The following is a 24,001-nucleotide window of genomic DNA, read 5'->3' as shown; positions in this document are numbered from 1 at the left end:
GTATCTTGTTATTCCATTCAAGCTGAGCCTTTATTATTATCTATTGTGCTCGGCTTTATTGTTTAAGTTTGAGTTTAATACCGTCAAATTTAAGCTGACTCAGTAAGTTTTTCGCATTGGCTTTTCCTATATCGTCAAATTCGACCCCATAGCGTGCATAGTGAGTAGATTTTTGTAAGTTACAGATGCGTCCCTTGAGAGAAGGCAACATGCGTCCATTTCCTGGGAGGACTAAATCTAATGAAACTTGTTCCCCGACGTGTAGTAGGCGGCTCATCGGCGAGGTAACAAAGCGGCAACCACTACGGGATAAATCACGTATCTCACATTCACTACGGTACTCTTTCAGCTGAACACGTGAGCGTAAATTTACCTCATAGCGCACTTCTTTTCGTAGTTGATACACCTGCATGCTACTTGGCAAACTCAGTACCAATAGTGGGTATGGCTCACTGAGACGATGTTGCAGTTGTGCCCTGAACGGAATAATTGCACCTTCCCCCCGATGTGAAAAGGCTTTTACATTGATCCAAAATCCCGCCTGAAAATAGTATTTTAAATCTTCTTCAGAAATATTCGGAATTTCAATCAGTGCTGTTTTATTCGAGTGGCAGCCTACAAAAGTACTGGTGGTGATACATTTAGTTCCTACTGGTGTCGTCACATTGAGAGTGACTTCGCTGCCGTGCTCGACCATAGCCATTGCATCTGTGCTGTTTAACGTTGTTGCCTGACGTTCCGGTGCATTTTTGTGTGAATGAGGCGCATTACATTCTTTAGCGCTTGTCATCTTATCACTCATTATTATTTTTTACCTAGACTGAGAAGGTTTTATGCACATCAATACTTAGTATTAAGATCTTAAGTATCAAGTAGAGTGATAATTCTAATTAGTATGAAATAGTGTTTCAACAAACTGGCCATTGATTCAGTCGGTGGTAGGGAAAAGTGAGAGGTAAGTAATAGTTTGTGTTAAAAAAATGTAGTATTTGTGGTTTTGTGACTTGAAGGGCGATCGCAACAGCATGCAAAAGTAAGTGCTATGCCTAAGTGAAATCAGATGTAGGATTCAGACTCGCGTGTTGAGATGGAGCTAAGGTAAGACTTTATTGAGTGATATAAAAATGGGATGCATTGCCATCCCATTTTTGTTTGTGTTGCATTAGATTCAGTACGGATACCAGAAAAGGTGAGTATCCATAACCCGTTTACTGATCGCTGCAACAACAATCACCACAATACCAGCCATACATATCATGTCGGCTTTGGTCAGCGGCTTCAGGCTGTACCATGTACGAGATGAATGACGACCAAAACCGCGTAACGTCATCGCATTAGAGATTTGATCCGCGCGATCTAGGCTTGAGAAGATCAAAGGGCCAAGAATCTTCGCGACGTTCTTAATACGAGTGAACAATGGTGCTTTCTTACTTAGCTCAACGCCGCGTGCTTGTTGAGCATGCATAATGTTAACAAAGTCCTTTTTCACTTCTGGCAAATAGCGCAGTGTCAAACTGACCGCATAGGCGATTTTGTACGGCACGCCTAAACGGTTCAAGCTTGCTGCAAATTCGGTAGGATGCGTAGTGAACACAAACACCAAAGCGATCGGGAACATGCTGAAGTATTTTAAGGTGACAGTCACAAGATAGAACAAGGTTTCTTGGGTTAGCGAGTAGTGACCTGGCAACGACAGCAGTACCGTAGTTGAGCCCATGTATTCAGAGCCTTGCTGTGGTGCCAATGCAAACATAAACAAGGCGTTCATCATCAAGACACTGGCTGTACCGATCAATAGCGGCTTGTATACATGAAATGGAACCTTGGTCATTTTTAATAACCAAAGGCCAGTAATGATTAACACCGCAATGATGCGTAAATCAAAGGTGGTGAGTACCACCGTAACCCAAGCAATGAACATCAAAAACTTAGTAATGCCATTCAGTTGATGCAGTGGTGATTGGGTATCAATGTAGTTGATACCAAACTTCATCTTGTTGTCTTTCATGCCACTACGTTCTCAATGTTTTCATTCTCAACGCCTTTGATAGGCAGCGTTGTTTTTGCTCGGTTGGTTTTCTCTGCATCAATAAAATGCTGCATAAAGCCGTTTGTGTCTTCGATACCTAATTCAATGGCCAGTTCGTACAAGCTAGTTGTGGTTAGGTTAGCTTGATCTAATAACTCTGGGTCACTAAATACCTGAGTCATTGGCGCATCGGCAATCAGTTTGCTGTCTGCAATCACGATAGAGCGTGTGGTGTACTCCAATACCAAGTGCATGTCATGCGATATGATCATCACAGTGATACCTAACTCACGGTTAAGCTTCTCGATAAAACTAAGCATAGAGGTGTAGTTACGGTAATCCTGACCGGCGGTTAGCTCATCCAAAATAAGTAACTCAGGTTCCAGCGCAAGAATAGACGCAATCGTCACGCGCTTCTTCTGACCGTAGCTTAACGCTTCAATTGGCCAGTGGCGGTATTTGCTCAAACCACACAGATCAAGCACTTCAAGGACTTTAGCTTCAACGAGCTTCTCTTCGATACCACGATTACGCAGTCCGAATGCGACCTCATCGAAAATCATGTGATGAGAAATCATATGATTCGGGTTTTGCATGACTACGCCAACCTTTTGGCTGCGCTCAAAAATCGTCAGTTCGCTAAGATCTTGACCGTTCAATGTCATCGAGCCGTTGTCTGGCTCAATCACGCCCATCACAAGCTTAGTAATGGTGGATTTTCCAGAACCATTTTTACCCAATACCGATACGAACTCACCACGTTGAATATCGAAACTGACGTTTTCCAGGGCGTTTTTCTCACCATCGTAGGAGTACGTCAGATTACGTACGCTTAATATTGTCTCTGTTTCTGGCTCTGTTGCTGGCGTTTTTGCTTCATCAAACCATCCTGTGACGGCAGACTTATACTGAGTGAGCGGCAGCGTATTTAAGTGTGATGGCTTTGCGTTACTTTGGATAGTGCATCCCGCTTGCTTTAAGGCAGAGAGGTATAACGGCTCACGAATGCCGTATTCCTCTAGCAGAAGCGAGGCTAAGAGCTCATCTGGGCTGCTATCCGCGATAATCTCACCGCTTTCCATTAGGATGATGCGATCAACTGAGCGGTGTAACACATCCTCAAGACGGTGCTCGATCATGACTATTGTTTTGCTCGTTTCGCGATGCAGTTCATCGATGATCTCGATGGTTTTTTTACCGGTTTTCGGGTCGAGCGCAGCAAGTGGTTCATCGAACAACAAAATGTCGACGTCATCCACCAGAATACCAGCCAAAGAAACGCGCTGTTTTTGTCCACCCGAAAGATCGTGTGGAGAGCGTTTTAACATCAGGTCTAAATCGACCATTTTTGCCGTGGCTTTGACCAACGGGTACATATCGATGTTAGACATAAGCTGGTTTTCCAGCGCGAAAGCAATGTCTTCACCAATACTTAAACCAACAAACTGACTATCGGTATCTTGTAATACGGTGCCAACTTGCTCGGTATATTGGTGCATATCAAAAGGAGCAGTATCGAGGCCGTTGATGGTCAACGTGCCTGTGACTTCCCCTTTGATTGCATGTGGAATCAGCCCGTTAAGACATTGGCCAAGGGTAGATTTGCCACTACCACTTGGACCGATGATGACGATTTTCTCTCCTTTCTCTATCCTTAGATTGATATTTTTTAGCGTCGGTTTATCCAGCGACTCATACCTAAAAGAGAAGTTAGAAAATTCGATTGTCATTCGATATTAAGCCTCTGTTAAGTTGCGGCTTTGCTTGTTACGTTTGGCGACAGATTTAAGAATGAAGAAGCCAACAATTGCAATAAGAATAGTGTTGCCCAGCGCGATGATTGACAGCTGAGTGAATACCTTAGTGAACGGTTCTGCGTACAAAATGGTATCTAGGAAAGCTGAGCAGCCATAACCAAACACATTGCCCAATAGAGCAAGTACGACGAACAACATAAAGTCCTTCATATTGAAATCTCCTTTCTCTAGACGGTTACGTGTCAGAGAAGGGAAAAGACCGATGATCAAACCGACAATACCTGAACCAAGCACCCAAGTTAACCATACGCCCCAACCTGCAAATAGATCGGTTACCCAGTGGCCGATAAAGCCGACCAAGAAGCCAACAAGAGGGCCGAATAAGACTGAGAACAGTGCCAACACCGCCATTGCTGGTTTTAGCGTCGTGTTTGCAAAGACTGGAATACCAAACATTGGCAGACCACCGATACCATAAAGGGCAGCACCGATTGCAATAACCACCACGGTTTTAGCAGAAAGATTCATAGATAACCTCAGTTCATTGTCGATTTTAAAGAACGTTCACTTGCTTTATTTTAGAAGCGTTTGGTTCATTGTTTGTTCTAATTTCTTTAGGGGGTGTGTCATTTGCTTCACACACGCCTTTGACTGGCTTAGTTTTTAGCAAGCATCAAAAATAAGGCGCGAATTATACAGAATAATAAAAAAATAGGGAATGCTATCTGTCTGGATGGCTAAAATGAAATCAGGGGCTAACTGTCAGCCCCTGATTACACTTTTTTTTACCGATAAATTAGTGATCTAGGTAGAGATAGTTTTGCCAGCTTTTCATCCGGATGAGTACCTTGCGCATGATAGATACGTGGGTGAAGCTGTCAGAGTAAACCGCGACCTCTACCGCTGTACCCATAGGCAAATGGTACGGTTCTAGATCGTCAGTGATTTCTAATTTAACAAATACTCGTCCACTTGTGCGTAGTGCATTGGTGTCAAGTAAATTACCACGCGCTTGGATTTGGCTTTCACCAATAGCGGGTAGTACTTCCATCACTTTGCCTTTGAAAACTTTTCCCGGTAGCGCTCGGAATATGAACTCCGCGTCGAAACCTGACTCTAGGCGTTGCAGTGAGTTTTGACGAAATGCGGCGGCGTAGATCTTTTCTTCTGTATGAACAAAGGTCATGACCGGAGCAAGGGGAAGAGGTACGGCCATGACGCCTGGACGTAACGCTAATTGAGTTACATAACCGTCGGTTGGTGCCGTCACTACAGTTTGATCTAGGTTGAATTCCGCTTTTCTCAGCTCGGCTAATAATGCTGCCACTTGGGTATTTTCACCGCCGACTTCAGAGTTTAACGCGATTTGTGCTTGATCTTGTTTAGATTGGGCCACTTCAAGTGCGGCTTGCGCTGCCTTGAAGGCTTGACGACGAGTATCCAATTGTTGTTCGGTAAACGCACCACGGTCAAAACCACGTTGGTATCGGTCAAATTCACGTTGTGCTTTATCGCGTTCAGCGAGCGCTTGTAGTACCGCAGCATCCGCTTCTTGCACACTCGATTCTAACCCTAACGCACCTTGACTGGCTTCTTTTACCTTAGCGCGTAGTCGGTCTACTTCGGCTTGAAAAGGAATAGGATCGATCCTAAACAGAATATCCCCTTTTTGAAGAGGTTGGTTTGGTTGAACCGGGACATCAATCACTCGACCACGCACCCCTGATACGACGGGCGTCGTCGAAAATACTTGGTTACCGACTTGGGTGAAGGGGTGGTTATAGTTCATTAATAGTATCAGTGTGCCGATTAACACCACACCACCAAGTACAGCGGTAGGCACTGTCCACTTATTGAGCGGGATATTGAATATTTTGAAAATTGCGATACAAAGCGCGGCGTAAGTTAGAACCAGTAGTAAATCCATTATTGATCCTCCTTACCTTGTTCTTGTTGTGATGAGACAGCTTGTGATGGTTTTTTCTGTTTTAATCTAGTGACTTCGTTTTTCAGCTCATTAACCTCATCAACCAGTTCTTCGAGACGATGGTGTATATCATGGGTTTCTCGCTCGAGTTGTTTGAAGCCCCATCCACGCTCTTTTCGCCATAATGTTGCCCAAATCCATAGAAAAGGCCAAAGTGCATGAAGTGTGAATAAGCTTACCCAGCCAGCGTAGTGAATCGCGTCTTGGTGTGGGTGCTCACGCTCTTTTGCTATTTCGTAAGGAATGTCGTGAATGACGATGATCCCGTAGAAGATAACTAAAGCAACGAAAATGAGTAACCCAAGTGCAAAATAGTCTAGAAACATCTTACTTCCCTGTATTGTTGCTAAAAATAAAACTTACGTAAATTAACTGTTTGAGTATTTGATAAAAATATCGATGAATCAAGAGTTTTATAGGTTATCTTACTGTAAATGATCGGTGCTACGTGGAATACGAAGGAGTAACACAGTGCAATATTTTGGTGAAATTGCCGCACTTTGTGCTGCGATAGTTTGGGCTGTCGCCACATTGATATATAGCCAATTTAGCCATCGATTTTCTGCAATGCAGTTGAACATTGTTAAAGGTGTTATCGCATCCATAATGATGTTAGCGGTAATGCCGTTTTTACCCCAAGGCTTACCAACGACTCAGATTGAACCTCTTTATCTGGTCGTGCTCGCACTTTCGGGAGTGATTGGTATTGCGATTGGGGACTCTGCATATTTTGCGGCATTAAAACGGATTGGCCCCAATAAAACGCTATTGTTGGAATCCCTTGCACCGCCGCTTTCTGGAGTGCTTGCTTTAGCGTTTCTTGGCTCTGAATTGAGCGCGCAAAGTTGGTTAGGGATTATGGCTACGATTGTCGCCGTGACCTTCGTGGTGTTTCAGCCATCCTCTTCAGGGCGGGCAATCAATCGGAGTGGTATTCTCTTTGGCTTACTTGCCAGTGTTTGTCAGGCTTCAGGTGTAGTGATTTCCCACTATGCACTGGTTGCAGGTGATTTACCGCCGCTACTTGGTGCGTTGATTCGATTGAGCATTGGCGTGTTGGCGGTATGTATGGTGATCAAAATGGTAGAGCCAGCTCCCTTTAGTACCGTCAAACAATACATTGCAGAAATGGGAAGCAAAGCGATGAGTTGGTTGCTGCTAGCGATTTTTGTCGGCACGTTCTTAGCGTTGTGGCTGCAGCAGGTTGCCGTAAAGTATGCCAATCCAGCTATTGCTCAGACGCTGATTGCTACGAGCCCGTTATTTATTTTGATTATTTGCGCGATGAGAGGAGAGAAGATCAGCCTAAAAAGTATACTTGGCACCTTATTCGCCTTGGCGGGTATTTCTTTGTTCTTTTTGTAAAACGATTGCAAAGAAAGCGCCCCGTTTTTCAATAGAAAGTCGGGGCATTTGTTATAGTTCGGTACAAATTTGATTTCGGCCATTGGCTTTGGCTCGGTAGAGTGCTTTGTCAGCTCGGTAGAAAGTACGTTGGGTATTTTCGCCATCTCGATGAAGCGTAATGCCAATGGAAACGGTCAGTCCTCGCTCGCCAAGAATTTCATGCCAGCTGTATTGATAGATGCGCTCGCGGTAGTTTTCTGCATGCATTTCAGCACGCGCTAATTCTGTATTTTCCAATATCGCTAAGAATTCTTCACCGCCAAAGCGAACACAGGATGCGCCGTGGATCTTAAAGTAGCTTGTCAATTCTTTAGCGACATTTTGAATGGCTTTGTCTCCAACTAGGTGGCTGAGCTCATCGTTGATTGACTTGAAGTGGTCAATATCAATAACCATTAAGGCAAATGGCGTATCGTGGAGCAGCAGATCTTTCAACTTTACTTCTAGCCAACGACGGTTATGCAGGGAAGTCAGCGGATCGGTGAACACGTCTTGCTGCAACTGAGCAACGGTGTGTTTGTGCTGTTTTGTGGTCTCTTTGAGCTCTTTATTTTCAATCTCAGATAGGATTAATTTGAGCTGTAATTCAAAGCGAGAAAGGCGTTTAATCTGAGCAGAACCAAGTTCACTGATTGGAATGTGTTTGACCAAATCTGATTCTATTCGGAACGCCTTTCTTTCGTAGCTAAGCGCTTTTTTAAACTGTCCTTGAGAGGCACACACTTGGCTTACCGCATCGTAAAAGCGATAAGCGATCAGCGGCGAGGTGTGTTTATTGATTCGTTTGTCTCTTGAATCGAGTAATAAGTTTGCCAGTGACTGACGGCCAACACCATTTAAGCAATAGGCTGCTTCAATTTTGACCATGGTGGAAAACCATTGTGAGTAGGCCTTTCTCGGTCCATATTGAATGCGTGAGATGGCAGCAAGTGCTTGGTGGTATTCTTTTTGGAGACGATGGAATTTAGCACGATATAAGTGGATTTGATTGGCTAGGTCTTTATCACTTACGAGGATACTCAGTTCTTCACATTCGTGTATTAGGTCGGCGGCGACACCGATTCGCTGCAGTGTGATATAGCAGGCTAGCATGCAGAGTTTGTACCGCAATCGAAGAGAGCGACTGCCAATGGCATGGTCGATAGCATCAATCTTCTGGTAGAAACGCAGTGCACGGTTATGGTCGCCATAGGTATCACAAAGGTTCCCCATACCGATGAGAGCGAGGACATAATGATCTATATAACCGTATTCAACGGCCATATTGGTCGATAGCGCGTATTCCGTGAGAGCGTCATTGTAATCGCCCCTCTCTACCAAACGTTCACTGAGGCTGGCTTTGAGTAGCAAGATATCTTCAACGTCTTGTGGTAATTCGAGAAAGGTGGCGGCATGCCTCAGCTCTTCAATGCTTTCATTGAGTTGTTGAAGTTTATGGCGGTATTCAGCACTGATAATATGGCAATGTGCTTTCTCTTGGTTGGTTACAGCGACGTGGTTACGAATATACTCCCAAAAAATGAGCGCCTCTTCGCCTGCAACAGAAGAGGGATCCATTCCTGCATCGGTGATTTTACTGAGCAGTCGTTCCATTCTTCATTACCTCAATGTGGCTTTCTTCCAACTGCTCAAGAGTGAACGGGAAGGTTAGGATGTCTTGTAGATAGAGGGTGGGTTTTACAGTGACAAAACCACGCCGCTTCCAAGGGTAGATGTCCATCATGGAACAAACCGTGCGATATAGCTCCTGGGCGGCTTGGCCTTTTTCGGCAATGAGCAAAGCAAGTCGGGTACTGCTAATACGGGAAATTAAGTCGCTTGGCATGGCCAAAGAGTGTACCAGTTCAGTACAGGCATCTAGGACCGCAGGGTTATGGTGTTGGATCATGATCACGGCGTGATTTGAATGCTTAAGTTCTGTTTTAAATAGAACCAATTGTTCCCACCAATAGGTCTCAGAAACCACGTTAGAAAATTGTTTCTCCGGATCGTATTCATGTTGGACGCGAATACGGTTAATCTGTTTCTTGGCTCGCAGTTCTAACTGGCGCTTTGAGCCATGGGCTTTATCCATGGTCTCACGATGCGCTTGCTCTTTGAGCATTTTGATGGCGTGTTGACGGTATTTTTGAAAAGCTTTGAATGCAACCTCGTATTCGCCTTGCTCTTCTGCTACTCGAGATTGTTGAAAAAATATTTGGCTAAGCAACTCACCGTTGTCGAAGCTTAGGGCTGACTCTTCAGCCGCTTCCAATAGTTTTACCGCTCCTTGGGTGTTTTTACGTAGGAGTTCAAGTCGCGCTCGGCTAATGGATGAGTGCGCTTTCATCCAAGATAGGTTTTGCTCAATCGCCAGCTGGTGAGCTTTTTCTGTTGCTTCTTCGGCCGCATCTAGTCGCCCTAACCCAAGTAAGGCTAGGCCTCTAAAATCCCAAATTTCGGCTTGCCAAGTACAATCGGTATGATCTTTTAGGGTTTCTGTTGCACCGTCCAAGACCGTCAGCATTTCAGCGAAGTTGTTCAGTAAATAGTAATCCCATGCTAGCAGTATACGAGCTTTCCCTTCCAGCCATGCAATACGGACATTGTTTGCGACTTTGACCGCAAGCTCATGTGTGGAAGCCGCAAGCTGATGTTCATTGGTGATCCGCCAGACATTGCCTAATCCAATTAAGGCTTCAATTTGGGTCTCAATATCATCAACAAGTGCGGATTTTTCTAGTGCATTGATCCAATATTGCTGAGCGGAATAATATTTTGCTAGTCCCCAGTACTGCAAAGCAAACAGGTGGAGAATTTCAGGCAGGTGATCATCGTTGTCTAAATGAGTCTGTTTGCGATGGGCACCTTTGACGAGTTTAAGCCCCTGTCGGTAATCCATTTGACACCAGCAGCTATGCGCCATAATGATCAGTGCTTTTATTTCACCGTCAATAAACAGGATTTGCTCAGCGCGAATAAGGCACTGTTCTGCGATACGGAAAGCCCGTTCAGGGTCGGCTTTAATTTGCCCTTTAACTTTATTGAGCTCGGTCTCTAGCTGAAATTGGCTTTTGTCCAACGTTGATATCCATAACTAACGATGTGGTAATGGCGTCTAAATGTGATGCGCATCTCACTTTGTGTATGGTGTCAATGCCACACACAATAAGGTATTGAGTACCGTAATATATACATTGTTCACTACCTATTTACCACATATTAATTAGAGAAGTGTTAGATAGTCATGACAGCAATGGTTTAATCGTCAGAGGTGCATACGTGACTTTACTTTCAGCCTCTGAGCTGCGGTAAGCCCTTACTTATCTTGACAGCACAAATTATGCCAAGCTCTGAATATATCTAACAGGGGTAAAATACCTGCAGGTCGTAATTTGCGACGTGGCTCGTTGATGAAACTCTCAAAAAGGAGCTGAAAGCGATTTTGGTAGAATTGAACGTGACGGGTCGTGCCAACATTGAACCATTCTTCAGACTTGTTTTTATCCCCGGCTAAGTAACAAATACCTTTGTGATTATTTCCTTGGCTAGAAATTGCCCAACGATCTCGCCACCAACTCATGTAGACGATATCAATCTTGCCAAATGGCGCAGCCATGTCCTAATTGGCATCTTCTTCTACATACATTAGATCGATGTTGCCCTGTTTAATCCTCTATAAACAGACACTCAGTGCGGTCGAACGAAGTAAATAGTCTTGAGGCACATAAATAGTGACTCGTTTCTCAGGATTGCACATATCAATCACGTGTAAATAGTTGGCATAAGACGTATACGGAGGACGAACTAATGCGCCTTTCGATGGGTAATGAAAAACAAAGAGGTTATTCAATGGAGCTTCAACATTCGCTCGCGCTAGCATGGTCTGATTTTTTTGATCGATCCGCTCACGCAGATTTTCCAATGGCTTGGGCGGCGCTTCACTTGCTTATGGCGTAAATTTTTCTGAAACAAAACGTGACACATCATCATAAGAGGTGTGATCCAGTGCGGCGATTTTGGCAGTTCGCCGTTAGACACAATCGCCCCCTCGGGATCATACGTGCAGCCGTTCAGGCTCCGGCTGCAATTTATTACTTAGGTGTTTCTTAGATGTTGATTGCTGTTTCTAGTGCAACTTTCATCATGTCGTTGAACGACTTTTGACGCTCTTCTGAGCTTAGTTTTTCACCACGGATGATGTGGTCAGAAACCGTTAGGATAGTTAGCGCTTTCGCACCTAGGTCTGCAGCTACGCCGTAGATACCAGCCGCTTCCATGTCTACACCTAGGATGCCTAGTTTTTCCATCTTCTCAAAGATGTCAGCTTCTGGTGTGTAGAACAGATCTGCAGAGAATACGTTACCAACTTTTACAGGTACATTTTGAGCACGCGCTTGGTTTACTGCTTCTTCTAGAAGACCGTAGTCAGCGATTGCTGCGAAGTCGTGGTTGTTGAAACGGATACGGTTAACTTTTGAGTCTGTAGATGCACCCATGCCGATAACAACGTCCATCAGTTTAACATCGTCACGTACTGCACCACAGCTACCTACACGGATAACGTTTTTTACGCCGTATTCAGCGATTAGCTCGTGTACGTAGATACAGCAAGATGGGATACCCATACCGTGGCCCATTACAGACACTTTTTTGCCTTTGTAAGTGCCAGTAAAGCCGAACATGTTGCGCACGTCACAAACTTGTTTCACATCTTCTAGGAACGTTTCTGCGATGTATTTAGCGCGCAACGGGTCGCCTGGCATTAGAACGGTTTCAGCGAAATCACCTGATTGTGCGTTAATGTGTGGGGTTGCCATAAGTGCTCTCCAAAGTTTTGTTCAGGTAAAACGCATCAATTATAGGTGCTATTACCAATTCTGTTGAACTTGCTCGTTTTCGTTGAGGCCATAATATTGGCGCAGGGCAAGGGGGCTTGAGTGTTAAGTCACAAAATGGTCGGTTCTAGTGTCTAAATAATCTTTTAATAACTAAATCTGTTGAAAGCCAAAAGGCAATCGATTTGCTTTTGAGCAGTTTGTCGATTGCATGCACAAAATCCCTATATCGCGCTAAATTTTTTTTCAAATCGTCTGATCTAAATCCTGTCTGAATGAGTAAAACGGTTAAATTGTACAATTTATTTTCTTGTACAATTTGAATTGACTTACTATAAGTTATACAACAAAACATTTTGTATAGGACGCTTCGTTATGGAATCTTCAATCAAAGTCGGTATCAGTTCTTGTGTACTTGGAGAACGAGTACGTTTCGATTCGGGCCATAAAATCAGCAACTTCGTCACTAAAGAGTTAGATGGATACTTCAGTTTCGTGCCTGTGTGTCCAGAAGTTGGTGTAGGCATGTCTGTGCCGCGTCCGACTATCCGCTTGGTCAGTAATGAAGAACGTATTGCATTGGTCGAGACAAAAAATCCAGACAACGACCACACAGACAACATGCTTGCCTATTCAGAAAATAAAGTGAATGAACTGCAAGGCGAGCAACTTTGTGGGTATATTGTCTGCGCTAAATCACCGACTTGTGGTATGGAACGTGTAAAGGTGTACAGCAAAAATAATGCGGCAAAAGAAGGCGTTGGCTTGTACACCAAAACGTTAATGGAAAAAATGCCGTGGTTGCCAGTCGAGGAAGATGGTCGCCTGAACGATCCTGTATTAAAAGAGAACTTCATCACTCGCGTTTACTGTTTGAATGATTTTTATGAGTCGATGGATGGAGAGCCAACCCGTGGCAAAATTATCGAGTTTCACTCGCGTTACAAGCTCACGCTAATGGCGCATCATCCTGAGTCGTACCGTTCTCTTGGCCGATTGGTGGCAGATGTAGCGAACTATGAAATCGAAGGCTTCTACAATGAATATCGTCTGGGTTTGATGAAGGCGCTACAAAACCGCGCGAGCCGCAAGAATAACACCAACGTTCTGATGCATTTGCAAGGATATTTTAAGCGATCCCTGAACGCCGGCGAGAAAGCAGAGTTAGCAGAAGTCATCAGCAATTATCGATCTGGTTTGTTGCCACTGCTTGCCCCTCTGACATTAATTAAACATTACCTTAATGCATACCCAGATGAGTACTTACAAAAACAGAAGTATATAGACCCACATCCACAGGAGATGAGATTACGTTATGGTTTGTAGCCAAGAAGTAAAACTATACGCAATTCGAGAAGTTTCAGAGCTAACGGGTGTTAAGCCCGTCACTCTCCGTGCTTGGCAAAGGCGCTATAACCTCGTTCAACCGAAAAGGACAGAAAAAGGGCACCGCTTATTCCGACAACAAGATCTCGATACTATTCGTGAAATACAAGGATGGTTATCCAAAGGTGTTGCTATCGGCAAAGTGAAAGGATTGCTTGGTCAAAAATCAGATATTGTTGTGGCGACAGACATCCAGCGCTTAGAAGGAGTCCAAGCCATGTTGAAAGCCTTGTCAGAGCTAAATCGTGGCAAAACAGAAACGTTGTTATCTAATGCTCTGAAAGAGTACCCATTGAACTTAGTCATCGAGCAACTGATTAACCCAGTGTTTGAAGCGTTAGACTTGGTGAAAGTATCGCTACGTTCACTACAGTTGGGCTTGTTCCAAACTTGTTTGATTACCCGACTTGCCGTGGTCGTGGATTCTGAGAACAAAACCGCATCGAAAGGAAAGTGTCTATTGGTGAGTTTTGAACAGGCTAGAGAGGCTGAGAGCTGGGTTCAAGCGGCAAAGCTTTGCGAACAAGGTTTGCATATTACGCTAATTGATAAAGTGGATGATGTATCGGGGTTGATTGATCATGATGTGCTGCATCGATACCAATACCTCCACTTTTTTTCCAACAAAGCGCTGCAAATAAAACAAGTAGATGCGCTGCGAACGATGAAAGCTCTGAATCCTGAACAAGTTCAATTTTCTGAAGTGATTGAAAAGCTTCACCTCAAAAATAGTTAAATCTTCGTAAGGAGACGACATGATTCTGGTTTGGTTTCGACGTGATTTAAGAACGTTAGACCACATGGCACTGCAGGCTGCGTTAGAAAGTGGCGAGCCTGCTGTTGCTTGTTATGTTGCAACTCCGAGCCAGTGGCAAGAGCATCACATGGCTCCTATGCAGGCGGATCTTATTGCACGACGTTTGGCGCACCTCGCTGAAGAACTCACCGACCTAAACATTCCGCTTCTATATAAAGAAGTGCCGAAGTTTGACGATGTGACCGAAGTGATTCAAGCATGGGCAACATCTTTGGGTGCAAAAAGTGTCATGGCAAACATTCACTACGAAGTCAACGAGCAAGCGCTTGATAGAGAAGTGATGGATGCCTTGTATCAGAGAGCAATTACGTTTGAAGCTTTCCACGATAAGTGTGTTCATGCGCCAACAACGGTATTAAACAAGCAAAGTGAGTACTTCAAGGTATTCACGCCATTCAAACGTGCTTGGATGAGGAAATTCCAAATGCCCATGGTGTCAAAACCAGAACCACAGGCAGAGCTACCTAAAGAAGCGATCCAATTGGTTGAAGCCGAACGCTATCATCCAGATGTCCCTTTTTCTTATCCACGCGAATCTAGTGAGCATTGGTATGCCTCAACCACTGATATAGTTGAACAGCTAAGAGAGTTTGTCCGAGAGCACAGTGATGCCTATCATGCGGAAAGAGATATCCCTGCGATCGATGGTACGAGTCAATTATCTCCTTATCTTGCTATTGGCGCATTATCGCCAAGGCAATGTATCGCGAGGCTATACGCGGAGAATCCATTACCTGATTTGAGTGAAGGGAAAGCCACTTGGTTGAGTGAAATCATTTGGCGCGAGTTTTACCAACACTTATTGGTATTTGAGCCAAAGTTGGTGAAAGGGAAAGGCTTTACTCCATGGGAAGAGAAAATTCAATGGTCCTATGATGAGCAAGCATTTGAGCGCTGGAAAACGGGCACTACTGGTTACCCAATTGTTGATGCAGCAATGCGACAACTTAATACTACAGGCTGGATGCACAACCGCTTACGGATGATTGTCGCCAGTTTCCTGACAAAAGATTTGCACATTGATTGGCGTTGGGGAGAAGCATACTTCATGAGCAAATTGGTAGATGGGGATTTCGCAGCAAACAATGGGGGCTGGCAATGGTGTGCATCGACAGGCTGCGATGGACAGCCTTACTTTCGAGTCTTTAACCCTGTTACTCAGGGAGAGAAATTTGATCCCGATGGCCGTTTTGTTCGCCACTGGATTCCGGAAATAAATCCTGTGCCTAATAAGTTCATACACAACCCTTGGAAATGGCATGGTTTTTCTTTACTGGAATATCACAAGCCAATGGTTGATCACAAGGTAGAAAGAGAGATAACCTTACGGCTCTTCAAAAGCGCCAAGGAATAAAGAGATGCCTAGCAAGAAGCGTCCAATGAGTATCGCGAAACGAACCCTGTTATCAGTATCGTTGTCATTAGTGAGTGGGATATCATTCGCTAAGATGTACGAATTACCAGATGATGGGGCTCGTGTGATAGGTCGCATGGAAAATCATGTGGTTGAACATGGTGAAACCATGGCCAATATTGCTAAGTATTATGACGTTGGCATACTTGCGTTAATGGCAGCTAATAAAGGTGTTGACCCTTTTCTCCCTAAAGAGGGGCATGTGCTCACTATTCCTACTCAGTTAATCCTACCTGATGTTCCTCACAAGGGCATTGTTATTAACTTGGCTGAATTGCGTCTTTACTATTTCCCAGCAAACGAAAATGTTGTGCATGTTTTCCCTGTGGGTATTGGCCGTATTGGCAGAGATACGCCAGTGATGAGCACTAGCATCAGCCAAAAGCGTCCCAACCCAACCTGGACGCCCCCAGCTTCTATTCGTGCTGAATACAAAGCAAAAGGCATCAGCTTACCTGCGGTCGTTCCTGCTGGGCCGGATAATCCACTAGGTTTGTTTGCTCTCCGTTTGGCTTATGGTAATGGTGAGTACCTGATTCACGGTACTAACAAAGATTTTGGTATTGGTATGCGCGTCAGTGCTGGCTGTATTCGTATGGACCCTAAAGATATTGAGTGGTTATTTGAGCAAGTGCAGCGTGGCGAAAAAGTGCGCGTTATTAATCAGCCCGTGAAAGTAACATTAGAGCCAGACCGAAGCGTGTTTATTGAAGCGCATGAGCCTTTAACTCGCAGTAATGGTGAAAAAGAGCATTTAGAGTATCCGAAAGAGCTCGGTTGGTGGCTAGATGAGTTTGGTATGACGGATGTGAAAGCGAAAGCAACGATTGCTGCTCAGAATGGGGTTCCTGTAGAAATTACCGCGCCTTAACGGCTGTTAAAGCGCGGTAATTAATCTTACTTAGTGTAAGACTGAGCGATGTTGTCGATACGCTCATTTGCACGTGCAGCTTCTTCTTGTGCTGCCATAGCTGCGCCGCCTGCTGCTTGAACGTCAGATTGTAGAGACTGAACGTCTTGGCTTAGTTGGCTAACTTGGTTGCTTAGTTGGTCTAGTTTTTCTGCATTTGCCATTGCTGCGTCATCAGAAGAAGCACAACCAGCTAGTAGAAGTACTGAAGCTGCTGCAGCTGCGATCAACGTTTTGTTCATGTAAGAACTCCTTGCTTATAGTGAAAGTCCCGCCTAATGAGTGTTGTTTCATGTGCCAGCGGGGATTAATGTGGACACATTCTATCAGTACATGATGTAGCAAAAGTCAAAAAAATCCAAGAATTTCATGGGGTACCCGCTAAGAATGCTAACTTTAGTTTGACAAAAGTTAGCATTCACTACGTCTTACAGCCCCTAAACAGGTTCGATGCAGGTCATTTTTGCTACGTTCCTGATATCAATAATTTAGACGATATTGACGCAAATGAAAGTTTCTTAGAGGAAACTTTATTCTTTCTTGTGGAATTAGTTTGTGTGATCTCTATCTATACTCTTATGATTTGCGGTATTATAGCAGGCTTTTATTTTTTGCTGCGTTAGAGCGGAAACGACACTGAAAAACGCTCGGACGTTTACTGATTTATTGGAGAATACTTTGCAATTTAAAGATCTAGGCCTAGACAACCGATTGTTGAAGAACCTAAAACATTACGATTTTAAAAAAGCGACTGACATTCAAAAACAGGCAATTCCTGTAGCGATTGCAGGCAAGGATCTATTGGCATCTTCTAAAACGGGTTCGGGTAAGACTTTGGCATTTGTATTGCCAATGCTTCATAAGTCTCTAAAGACGAAGTCGTTTTCTGCCAAAGACCCTCGAGCGGTTATCCTTGCGCCAACGCGTGAGCTAGCGAAACAGGTATACGGTGAGCTTCGTTCTATGTTAGCGGGCTTGACTTACGAGGCCACTTTGATCTTAGGCGGTGAGAACTTTAATGACCAAGTGAAAGCACTTCGCCGTTATCCGAAATTCATTGTCGCAACGCCAGGGCGTTTAGCGGATCACCTGGAACACCGTTCACTGCACCTTGATGGCTTGGAAACTCTTATCCTAGATGAAGCGGACCGTATGTTGGATCTGGGCTTTGCACCAGAACTTCGTCGCATTCATAACGCGGCAAAGCATCGCCGTCGTCAGACACTGATGTTCTCTGCGACTTTGGACCATGCTGAAGTCAATGATATCGCTTCTGAGATGTTAAACGCGCCAAAGCGTATCGCTGTTGGTGTGTCGAACGAAGAGCACAAAGATATCACGCAGAGATTCTACTTGTGTGATCACTTAGATCATAAAGAAGCGATTCTGGAGCGAGTGCTTTCTGAAGCGGAATACCGTCAAGTTATCATATTTACTGCAACTCGTGATGACACTGAACGCCTGACTGCAAAGTTGAATGAGCAGAAACTAAAGGCGGTTGCATTAAGTGGTAACCTAAACCAGACTCAACGCAACACCATTATGAGTCAGTTTGAGCGCGCAGTATTTAAAATCTTAGTAACAACGGACGTGGCTTCTCGTGGCCTAGATATCGCGACGGTAACACACGTGATTAACTTCGATATGCCTAAGCACACAGAAGAGTACGTTCACCGTGTTGGTCGTACTGGTCGTGCTGGTAATAAAGGGGATGCCGTATCTCTGGTTGGTCCTAAAGATTGGGACAGCTTTAAGCGTGTTGAAGCATACCTACAGCAAGATCTGAGCTTCTCAGTGTTTGAAGATCTAAAAGGTAAATTCAAAGGTCTTAAACCCGCTAAGAAAGATTTCCGTAATAAGAAGGCGACCGTTAAGCAAGCGCGTCCGCAGGCGAAGAAAGTCGCGAAGAAGCCAGTTAAACGCGATAAAAGCTTCTATCAACATGTGGCTGTGGGGGATAACGTCTTCATCCCTAAGAAGAAGCCAGCAGAGCCTAGTTCAGAAGATTAATCTTTACTGAATATTATATAGATATTAAAAATCCGAGTGCTGTCACTCGGATTTTTTGTATCAGGAAAACGGCAAAGTGTCATAGAGGCTTCAATTAAGTGAAACACAACTGTCACATTGGGGTTCTAAAGTGAGAATCGTTCAAGTGAAACACGACGGTAATAAAGCCACTTAAAGGAAATTGTGATGAAAAAGACAGTAATCGGTGCAATCGCACTTCTAGGTGCAATGGCAGTGACTCCTGTTTCTGCTAAAGAAACTATCTCTGCTGTGGGTTCTAGCAGCGTAACTCCACTGATGGAAGTTTTCTCTGAAACATACATGAAGACAAACCCGAACGTATTTATCGAAGTTCAAGGCCCTGGCTCATCTGCGGGTGTTAAAGCTGCAAAGAATGGCTCTGCTGACCTAGGTATGTCTTCTCGTAACCTGAAGGACTCTGAGAAAGAGCCTACTCTGAAAGAAGAGACCGTTGCTCTAGATGGGATCGCAGTGGTTGTTAACCCAAAAAACAAACTATCTGGCCTAACAGCTGAGCAAGTTACTGCGATCTACAAAGGTGAAGTAACAAACTGGAAAGACGTTGGTGGTGCAGACAAGCCAATCGTTGCAATCACTCGTGACACGGCTTCTGGTACTCGTGGCGCATTCGAAGACATCATGTCTCTAAAAATGAAGATTTCTGGTAAGAAAGTTTCTGCCATCTCTCAACGCGCTCAAGTTGCTAACGGTAATGGTGCACTGAAGACAATGGTTGCTTCTAACCCGTACGCAATCGGTTACATCTCTCTTGGTACCGTTGATGCGTCTGTAAACGCACTTCCAATTGATGGTATCGAAGCATCGGTAGACAACGTGAAGAATGGTTCATACAAAGTTGCTCGTCCATTCCTTGTTCTTTACAAAGAAGGCAAGCCATCTGCTGAAACTCAAAAATTCCTAGACTGGATGCTAACTGACGAAGCGCAAGCGCTTGTTGACCAAAAAGGTTATATCTCAGTTAACTAATCCTATGGGGATTCTAATTTTGCTCAGCCCAACGTTTCGGGCTGAGCCTTTTCTATCCATTGTGTTCGACGCATTGCTAAGAACCGTGAGATTTTTATGACCATCGCAACAAATAGTGAAAAGCTTATGAGTACTGACGCTAAAGCGATCAGCAAGCCAGGCCTACGCGAAAAACGACGCGTTGACTGGAAAGAGCGCATCTTCCACGGCTTGTTCCTAACGAGTGCTGTAATCGGCATCGTATCATTAGCAGTTATCGCATACTTCATCGTTCGAGAGAGTATTCCTGCATTCCAAGAAGCCGGCATCTCGGGCATCGTTCTAGGCCAAAACTGGTTACCACCAGCACTGTACGGTGTTGCAACTATGATTGTTGCTTCTATCGTATCGACAGCAGGTGCTGTTCTAGTGGGTGTTCCCGTTGGTGTCTTGACCGCTATCTTCATCGCAGAAATCGCACCAAAGCGTTTAGCTGACATCATCCGCCCAGCGGTTGAGCTACTCGCAGGTATTCCTTCAGTGGTATACGGTTTCTTCGGCCTGGTTATTATCGTTCCATTGATTCAGAACGTATTTGATGTACCAGCAGGTAACACTATCCTGGCTGGTATCATTGTACTTGGTGTGATGATTCTACCAACGGTAATTACGGTATCTGAAACGTCTATCCGTGCGGTTCCTCGTACTTATAAAGAAGGTTCTTTGGCACTGGGCGCATCGAAAATTTACACCATCTTTAAATTGCTCGTTCCAGCGGCTCGCTCAGGCATCATGACAGGTGTGATTCTGGGTATTGGCCGTGCGTTGGGTGAGACCATGGCGATCATTATGGTAATGGGTAACGCGCCAGCAATGCCAGAAGGCATCCTTGATTCGGCACGTACGCTAACCGCAAACATCGCAATTGAAATGTCTTACGCAAGTGGTGTTCACGCGAGCGCACTTTACGCTACAGGTGTGGTACTTCTGGTCTTCATCATGTCGTTGAACGCTGTACTACTTTACCTAAACCGAGAAAAAGCGAAGTAATCGCTCGTTAAAGGTGACTATTATGGATCGCGCAAAACTGAAAAAAGCACGTCAGTTCAAAGATAATGTCTTTAACGCATTTGTCTGGATCTCGGCGGCACTGACGGTAGGTTTCTTGTTCTGGATTATCTGGTACATCCTATCAAACGGTCTACAACACGTAGATTGGAGCTTTATTACTGATAACTACACGCGCACAGGTGAAGAGCACGGTATCTTCCCAATGATTGTGGCGACCATTTACATGGTTGTCGCATCTATCGCAGTGGCAGCACCACTCGGTATCATGACGGCAATCTACTTGACCGAATACGCAAAAGTGGGCAGTCGTTTGGTGAAAATCATCCGATTCTGCACTGAGTCATTGGCGGGTATTCCGTCGATCATCTTCGGCCTGTTCGGTATGACGTTCTTCGTGGCGATTCTTGGCCTTGGCTTCTCGATTCTATCGGGGGCACTGACGCTAAGTATCCTAATCCTGCCAGTTATCATCCGTACCACGGAAGAAGCGTTGATGGCAGTACCACAAACGTACCGTGAAGGCTCATACGGCCTAGGTGCATCTAAGATTTACACTATCTGGCGTTTGATTCTTCCGAGCGCAATGCCAGGTATCTTAACCTCGATCATTCTAAGTATTGGTCGTGTCATTGGTGAGTCTGCTCCAGTATTTCTGACAGCAGGTATGGTTGCACGTATTCCGGATTCGCTATTGGATTCTGGTCGTACGCTAACCGTGCACTTATACAAACTGACTACCGAACTGTTTACCATTGAAGAGTGGAATCAGGCTTACGGTACCGCGACAGTTCTGATTGTTGTTGTTCTACTGATCAACATGTTAACAAAATTGATTGCCAGACGTTTTAACACCGCAACTTACTAACGAAACGAATTAAGAACGCACGTTAAAAGACACGAATTCAAGATTTAAGAGATTAAGAAAATGAACAAGTTTGATATTGAAAATCTAGATCTGTTTTACGGTAACAACCAAGCACTGAAATCAATCAACCTGCCAATCCCAGTCCGTCAGGTTACGGCTCTGATCGGCCCATCTGGTTGCGGTAAATCAACACTACTACGTTGTTTGAACCGCATGAATGACCTTATCGAAGGCGTAAAAATCACTGGTAAGCTGTCAATGGACGGTGAAGACATTTACGGCAACATCGACGTTGCTGACCTTCGCATCAAGGTGGGTATGGTATTCCAAAAGCCAAATCCGTTCCCAATGAGTATTTATGAGAACGTGGCTTACGGTCTGCGTGCTCAAGGCATCAAAGATAAGAAACACATTGATGAAGTGGTTGAGGGCTCACTGCGCGGTGCAGCACTTTGGGACGAAGTAAAAGACCGTCTTAAGTCACACGCATTTGGCCTATCAGGTGGTCAACAGCAACGTCTGTGCATCGCACGTACCATTGCGATGGAGCCAGATGTGATTCTGATGGACGAGCCAACGTCAGCGCTTGATCCGATAGCAACGCACAAAATTGAAGTGCTGATGGAAGAACTAAAGAAGAATTACACCATTGTTATTGTCACGCACTCTATGCAGCAGGCTCGTCGAATTTCTGACCGCACTGCGTTCTTCCTAATGGGAGAATTGGTTGAACACAATGACACACAAGTGATCTTCAATAGTCCGAAAGATGATCGTACCCAAGGCTATGTAAACGGTGATTTCGGTTAATCAACACATTTACTGGCATATACACAAATAACTATAAGCGATGGTACTCTTGCCCCTCCTAGTGAGGGGCTTTTTTGGTAATCACTATAACTTTTCTAGCTGGTGGCTAGGTTTGCTTTTCTTCTCTTTGGCCAGTTGTTTGATCTTGGCGATCAGATTATTTGCCATCCACTCCTGTTGAGTTGCACTAAAGCGAGATTGGTTCATCAGGTTCAGTTCTTCTTTTACTGCTTTCACTGCTTCAGAATCATTGTTGAAGTGGTGAGTGTTTAAGTAGTCATTAACCGCTCTTTCAATCTTAGCACAGTCACCTTGTTTAATGATGTACTCTAGCTCTTGAAGCGAGGAACTGTTGTTCGTATTCGTAGTTTTCTCAACGCGTGGTTCGGCACGTGTCTTCCATAGTCTCAATGCAATCGCCGAAGAGACAAGCCACAGCACGCCAAATACGAAGGACAGTGTTTGCCATATAGATTCAACACCACTTTGAGTCGCTTGCTCAGAGGTGGTTGCCGGCTGTGCTGGTAACGCGCTTTCTGGCAGCGTAATTAAGCCACTGTCACTTTTCTCGACATTGAGTTTTAGCGCCGAAATGTCGGCTTGTCTTGTTTGGTCTCGGTTACTGTCCCACCAGTTAACTGTATAGCTAGGTAGCGTGAGTTCTCCCGGTTCAGTTGGAATCAATACTTGTTTAACCGTCATAGTCACCGTACCGTCGCGAGCGGTTTCGAACTGCGGCTGTTCTGAATAAACACGTATCGTACTAGGGTAGACAATACCGGCACGAGGTAGATATTCTGCTTGCGTACCGCGAGCACGGATACGAATTGTGCGAGTAATCGAAGATCCTTGCTTTACCGTGCTGACGGCATTTTCTGACAATGGATTGCCTTGCTCACCTTGCCAGCTTTGTGTCATTTCCAGTGCAGAGGCTGGTAGCCAGTTACCTTTAAAATCCTTAGGAATAGGCTTTACGGTAATAGGCATTTGTTCTGCTTTGGTATTGATCGGCATTATCTGGGTTGAACCCGTTAGGCTGTCACCATAGAAGTAAGAGCCTGTCAGTTTCGGACCATTAAGCATGTAGGTGCCTGGTTGTTCTGCAGTAATACGGAACGCTTGTTCAACGATAGTGACTTCAAGACCATCAATCACGCGTTGACCTTGTTTCATGTCGCTCGTAGGCTCTAGTTTCATACCATCGATGCTTGGTGGCACAATTTGGGGGTTATCTAAGCGGCGAGGATCCACTTTAATCACCAACTGCATGCGAAGCGTTGCTGATTGTTGAGGATACAAGGTGTGATTGTCCACGCTCATATCAAAGTTAAATAAATCGTTTAAGTTCGGCTCGGCTTGATTCTTGGTGACACGTAACTTAATTGGATCTGTCTTCATGCCATCCACGGTAAAGCTTGGGATCGTCACCACCCCCTCTTTCATTGGTGCGATAGAGATGCTCCATTCCGTTTGAACCGATGTGTGGCCATTGATGTTATTGCTTGAGCGGCCGTAACGAGGCTGTCCTAAAAAGAAATCTTTCTTCAAGACATTGAAATCAATCGCACCAGAGCCTAGTTCTGTGTCAGCCATGATCCTTAAATTGATCACTTCGTTCTTCGCCACCTGAGTTTTGTTTACACTGGCTTGAAGGCTTTGTGCGAAAACCGAAAAGCTAGTCAGTAGGCTGGCCATTAGAACAAAGACCAGTTTTGCGCCTTTTTTCATCATGGA

21 protein-coding genes and 1 pseudogene are annotated in these 24,001 nt (G+C 44.6%); 10 read left to right on the top strand and 12 right to left on the bottom strand.

The window, feature by feature from the left end:
• Nucleotides 1-55: 55 nt before the first annotated feature.
• The 6 genes from ACVA54_RS11440 to ACVA54_RS11415 form a co-directional block, all read right to left on the bottom strand.
• Entirely contained in the window at nt 56-802 is a 747-nt protein-coding gene (locus ACVA54_RS11440; protein ID WP_446617341.1) for a flagellar brake protein, read from the bottom strand.
• Between the two features lie 366 nt (nt 803-1,168).
• Nucleotides 1,169-2,008, bottom strand: coding sequence for an energy-coupling factor transporter transmembrane component T family protein (locus tag ACVA54_RS11435; RefSeq protein WP_099078208.1), 840 nt, complete (start codon nt 2,006-2,008; stop codon nt 1,169-1,171).
• Nucleotides 2,005-3,759, bottom strand: coding sequence for an ABC transporter ATP-binding protein (locus tag ACVA54_RS11430; protein WP_446649609.1), 1,755 nt, complete (start codon nt 3,757-3,759; stop codon nt 2,005-2,007). Before ACVA54_RS11430 ends, ACVA54_RS11435 begins: the two co-directional genes overlap by 4 nt.
• Nucleotides 3,760-3,765: 6 nt before the next feature.
• The gene (locus ACVA54_RS11425) at nt 3,766-4,314 is read right to left on the bottom strand and encodes an ECF-type riboflavin transporter substrate-binding protein (protein ID WP_099078206.1); all 549 of its coding nucleotides are present in this window, start codon (nt 4,312-4,314) and stop codon (nt 3,766-3,768) included.
• A 268-nt stretch (nt 4,315-4,582) separates the two neighbouring features.
• The gene (locus ACVA54_RS11420; protein WP_099078205.1) at nt 4,583-5,713 is read right to left on the bottom strand and encodes an HlyD family secretion protein; all 1,131 of its coding nucleotides are present in this window, start codon (nt 5,711-5,713) and stop codon (nt 4,583-4,585) included.
• A complete protein-coding gene (locus tag ACVA54_RS11415) occupies nt 5,713-6,099 on the bottom strand; it encodes a DUF3302 domain-containing protein (protein WP_099078204.1) in 387 nt (128 codons plus the stop codon). The genes ACVA54_RS11420 and ACVA54_RS11415 overlap by 1 nt, the downstream gene beginning before the upstream one ends.
• A 145-nt stretch (nt 6,100-6,244) precedes the next feature.
• On the opposite strand from ACVA54_RS11415, the gene ACVA54_RS11410 reads away from it, so the two are divergent.
• Nucleotides 6,245-7,138 carry a DMT family transporter gene (locus ACVA54_RS11410; RefSeq protein WP_099078203.1) on the top strand — a complete coding sequence of 298 codons (894 nt, stop codon included), beginning with the start codon at nt 6,245-6,247 and terminating at the stop codon, nt 7,136-7,138.
• A 51-nt stretch (nt 7,139-7,189) separates the two neighbouring features.
• Here ACVA54_RS11410 and ACVA54_RS11405 read toward each other — a convergent pair whose 3' ends face one another.
• From ACVA54_RS11405 to deoD, 4 genes and pseudogenes are all read right to left on the bottom strand, one after another.
• A complete protein-coding gene (locus tag ACVA54_RS11405; protein ID WP_099078202.1) occupies nt 7,190-8,773 on the bottom strand; it encodes a GGDEF domain-containing protein in 1,584 nt (527 codons plus the stop codon).
• Complete coding sequence (locus ACVA54_RS11400) at nt 8,754-10,241, bottom strand: tetratricopeptide repeat protein (RefSeq protein ID WP_099078201.1); 1,488 nt, start codon at nt 10,239-10,241, stop codon at nt 8,754-8,756. The genes ACVA54_RS11405 and ACVA54_RS11400 overlap by 20 nt, the downstream gene beginning before the upstream one ends.
• A gap of 163 nt (nt 10,242-10,404) precedes the next feature.
• Nucleotides 10,405-11,171: pseudogene (locus ACVA54_RS11395) on the bottom strand (lactate dehydrogenase); the annotation flags it as partial.
• Between the two features lie 97 nt (nt 11,172-11,268).
• Nucleotides 11,269-11,979 (bottom strand): purine-nucleoside phosphorylase, encoded by a 711-nt coding sequence (gene deoD, locus ACVA54_RS11390; RefSeq protein ID WP_099078200.1) that lies wholly within the window; start codon nt 11,977-11,979, stop codon nt 11,269-11,271.
• Nucleotides 11,980-12,372: 393 nt separating this feature from the next.
• Between deoD and ACVA54_RS11385 the strand changes: the two genes are divergently transcribed.
• From ACVA54_RS11385 to ACVA54_RS11370, 4 genes are read left to right on the top strand one after another with little or no spacing between them, the layout of a single operon-like run.
• Nucleotides 12,373-13,323 (top strand): YbgA family protein, encoded by a 951-nt coding sequence (locus ACVA54_RS11385; protein ID WP_099078199.1) that lies wholly within the window; start codon nt 12,373-12,375, stop codon nt 13,321-13,323.
• Nucleotides 13,313-14,119, top strand: a complete 807-nt coding sequence (locus tag ACVA54_RS11380) for a MerR family transcriptional regulator (protein WP_099078198.1) — start codon at nt 13,313-13,315, stop codon at nt 14,117-14,119. The genes ACVA54_RS11385 and ACVA54_RS11380 overlap by 11 nt, the downstream gene beginning before the upstream one ends.
• 19 nt (nt 14,120-14,138) lie before the next feature.
• Nucleotides 14,139-15,554, top strand: coding sequence for a deoxyribodipyrimidine photo-lyase (gene phrB, locus ACVA54_RS11375; protein WP_099078197.1), 1,416 nt, complete (start codon nt 14,139-14,141; stop codon nt 15,552-15,554).
• Between the two features lie 4 nt (nt 15,555-15,558).
• Entirely contained in the window at nt 15,559-16,485 is a 927-nt protein-coding gene (locus ACVA54_RS11370) for a L,D-transpeptidase family protein (protein ID WP_446580339.1), read from the top strand.
• A gap of 26 nt (nt 16,486-16,511) precedes the next feature.
• On the opposite strand, the gene ACVA54_RS11365 is transcribed toward ACVA54_RS11370, so the two are convergent.
• Nucleotides 16,512-16,766 (bottom strand): Lpp/OprI family alanine-zipper lipoprotein, encoded by a 255-nt coding sequence (locus ACVA54_RS11365; protein ID WP_099078195.1) that lies wholly within the window; start codon nt 16,764-16,766, stop codon nt 16,512-16,514.
• Between the two features lie 424 nt (nt 16,767-17,190).
• Here ACVA54_RS11365 and ACVA54_RS11360 point away from each other — a divergent pair, with 424 nt between their 5' ends.
• The 5 genes from ACVA54_RS11360 to pstB all read left to right on the top strand — a co-directional run bounded on the left by ACVA54_RS11360 (nt 17,191) and on the right by pstB (nt 22,267).
• A complete protein-coding gene (locus ACVA54_RS11360; protein WP_099078194.1) occupies nt 17,191-18,534 on the top strand; it encodes a DEAD/DEAH box helicase in 1,344 nt (447 codons plus the stop codon).
• Between the two features lie 186 nt (nt 18,535-18,720).
• Nucleotides 18,721-19,542, top strand: a complete 822-nt coding sequence (locus ACVA54_RS11355) for a phosphate ABC transporter substrate-binding protein (protein ID WP_119464336.1) — start codon at nt 18,721-18,723, stop codon at nt 19,540-19,542.
• Nucleotides 19,543-19,638: 96 nt separating this feature from the next.
• Complete coding sequence (pstC, locus tag ACVA54_RS11350; RefSeq protein ID WP_099078192.1) at nt 19,639-20,571, top strand: phosphate ABC transporter permease subunit PstC; 933 nt, start codon at nt 19,639-19,641, stop codon at nt 20,569-20,571.
• Between the two features lie 22 nt (nt 20,572-20,593).
• Nucleotides 20,594-21,457: a phosphate ABC transporter permease PstA gene (pstA, locus tag ACVA54_RS11345; RefSeq protein WP_099078191.1), complete on the top strand. Its 864-nt coding sequence runs from the start codon at nt 20,594-20,596 to the stop codon at nt 21,455-21,457.
• A gap of 60 nt (nt 21,458-21,517) precedes the next feature.
• Entirely contained in the window at nt 21,518-22,267 is a 750-nt protein-coding gene (gene pstB, locus ACVA54_RS11340; RefSeq protein ID WP_446596722.1) for a phosphate ABC transporter ATP-binding protein PstB, read from the top strand.
• A gap of 84 nt (nt 22,268-22,351) precedes the next feature.
• Here the strand turns inward: pstB and ACVA54_RS11335 are convergent, their stop codons facing one another.
• Nucleotides 22,352-23,998: a BatD family protein gene (locus ACVA54_RS11335; RefSeq protein WP_446645069.1), complete on the bottom strand. Its 1,647-nt coding sequence runs from the start codon at nt 23,996-23,998 to the stop codon at nt 22,352-22,354.
• Between the last annotated feature and the right edge of the window lie 3 nt (nt 23,999-24,001).

It is taken from the genome of Vibrio sp. PNB23_22_6 (assembly GCF_052877535.1).
The sequence above is the reverse complement of the archived record's forward strand: the minus strand, read 5'-3'. Positions and strand labels throughout refer to the sequence as shown.

Bases quoted from the DNA above. Each gene is read 5' to 3' on its own strand.
- ACVA54_RS11425 (WP_099078206.1), bottom strand. From the start codon at position 4,314: ATGAATCTTTCTGCTAAAACCGTGGTGGTTATTGCAATCGGTGCTGCC.
- ACVA54_RS11385 (WP_099078199.1), top strand. From the start codon at position 12,373: ATGGAATCTTCAATCAAAGTCGGTATCAGTTCTTGTGTACTTGGAGAA.
- pstC (WP_099078192.1), top strand. From the start codon at position 19,639: ATGACCATCGCAACAAATAGTGAAAAGCTTATGAGTACTGACGCTAAA.
- ACVA54_RS11430 (WP_446649609.1), bottom strand. From the start codon at position 3,759: ATGACAATCGAATTTTCTAACTTCTCTTTTAGGTATGAGTCGCTGGAT.
- ACVA54_RS11365 (WP_099078195.1), bottom strand. From the start codon at position 16,766: ATGAACAAAACGTTGATCGCAGCTGCAGCAGCTTCAGTACTTCTACTA.
- deoD (WP_099078200.1), bottom strand. From the start codon at position 11,979: ATGGCAACCCCACACATTAACGCACAATCAGGTGATTTCGCTGAAACC.
- ACVA54_RS11440 (WP_446617341.1), bottom strand. From the start codon at position 802: ATGAGTGATAAGATGACAAGCGCTAAAGAATGTAATGCGCCTCATTCA.
- pstA (WP_099078191.1), top strand. From the start codon at position 20,594: ATGGATCGCGCAAAACTGAAAAAAGCACGTCAGTTCAAAGATAATGTC.
- ACVA54_RS11355 (WP_119464336.1), top strand. From the start codon at position 18,721: ATGAAAAAGACAGTAATCGGTGCAATCGCACTTCTAGGTGCAATGGCA.
- ACVA54_RS11415 (WP_099078204.1), bottom strand. From the start codon at position 6,099: ATGTTTCTAGACTATTTTGCACTTGGGTTACTCATTTTCGTTGCTTTA.
- ACVA54_RS11370 (WP_446580339.1), top strand. From the start codon at position 15,559: ATGCCTAGCAAGAAGCGTCCAATGAGTATCGCGAAACGAACCCTGTTA.
- ACVA54_RS11380 (WP_099078198.1), top strand. From the start codon at position 13,313: ATGGTTTGTAGCCAAGAAGTAAAACTATACGCAATTCGAGAAGTTTCA.
- ACVA54_RS11435 (WP_099078208.1), bottom strand. From the start codon at position 2,008: ATGAAAGACAACAAGATGAAGTTTGGTATCAACTACATTGATACCCAA.
- ACVA54_RS11335 (WP_446645069.1), bottom strand. From the start codon at position 23,998: ATGATGAAAAAAGGCGCAAAACTGGTCTTTGTTCTAATGGCCAGCCTA.
- phrB (WP_099078197.1), top strand. From the start codon at position 14,139: ATGATTCTGGTTTGGTTTCGACGTGATTTAAGAACGTTAGACCACATG.
- ACVA54_RS11405 (WP_099078202.1), bottom strand. From the start codon at position 8,773: ATGGAACGACTGCTCAGTAAAATCACCGATGCAGGAATGGATCCCTCT.
- ACVA54_RS11420 (WP_099078205.1), bottom strand. From the start codon at position 5,713: ATGGATTTACTACTGGTTCTAACTTACGCCGCGCTTTGTATCGCAATT.
- pstB (WP_446596722.1), top strand. From the start codon at position 21,518: ATGAACAAGTTTGATATTGAAAATCTAGATCTGTTTTACGGTAACAAC.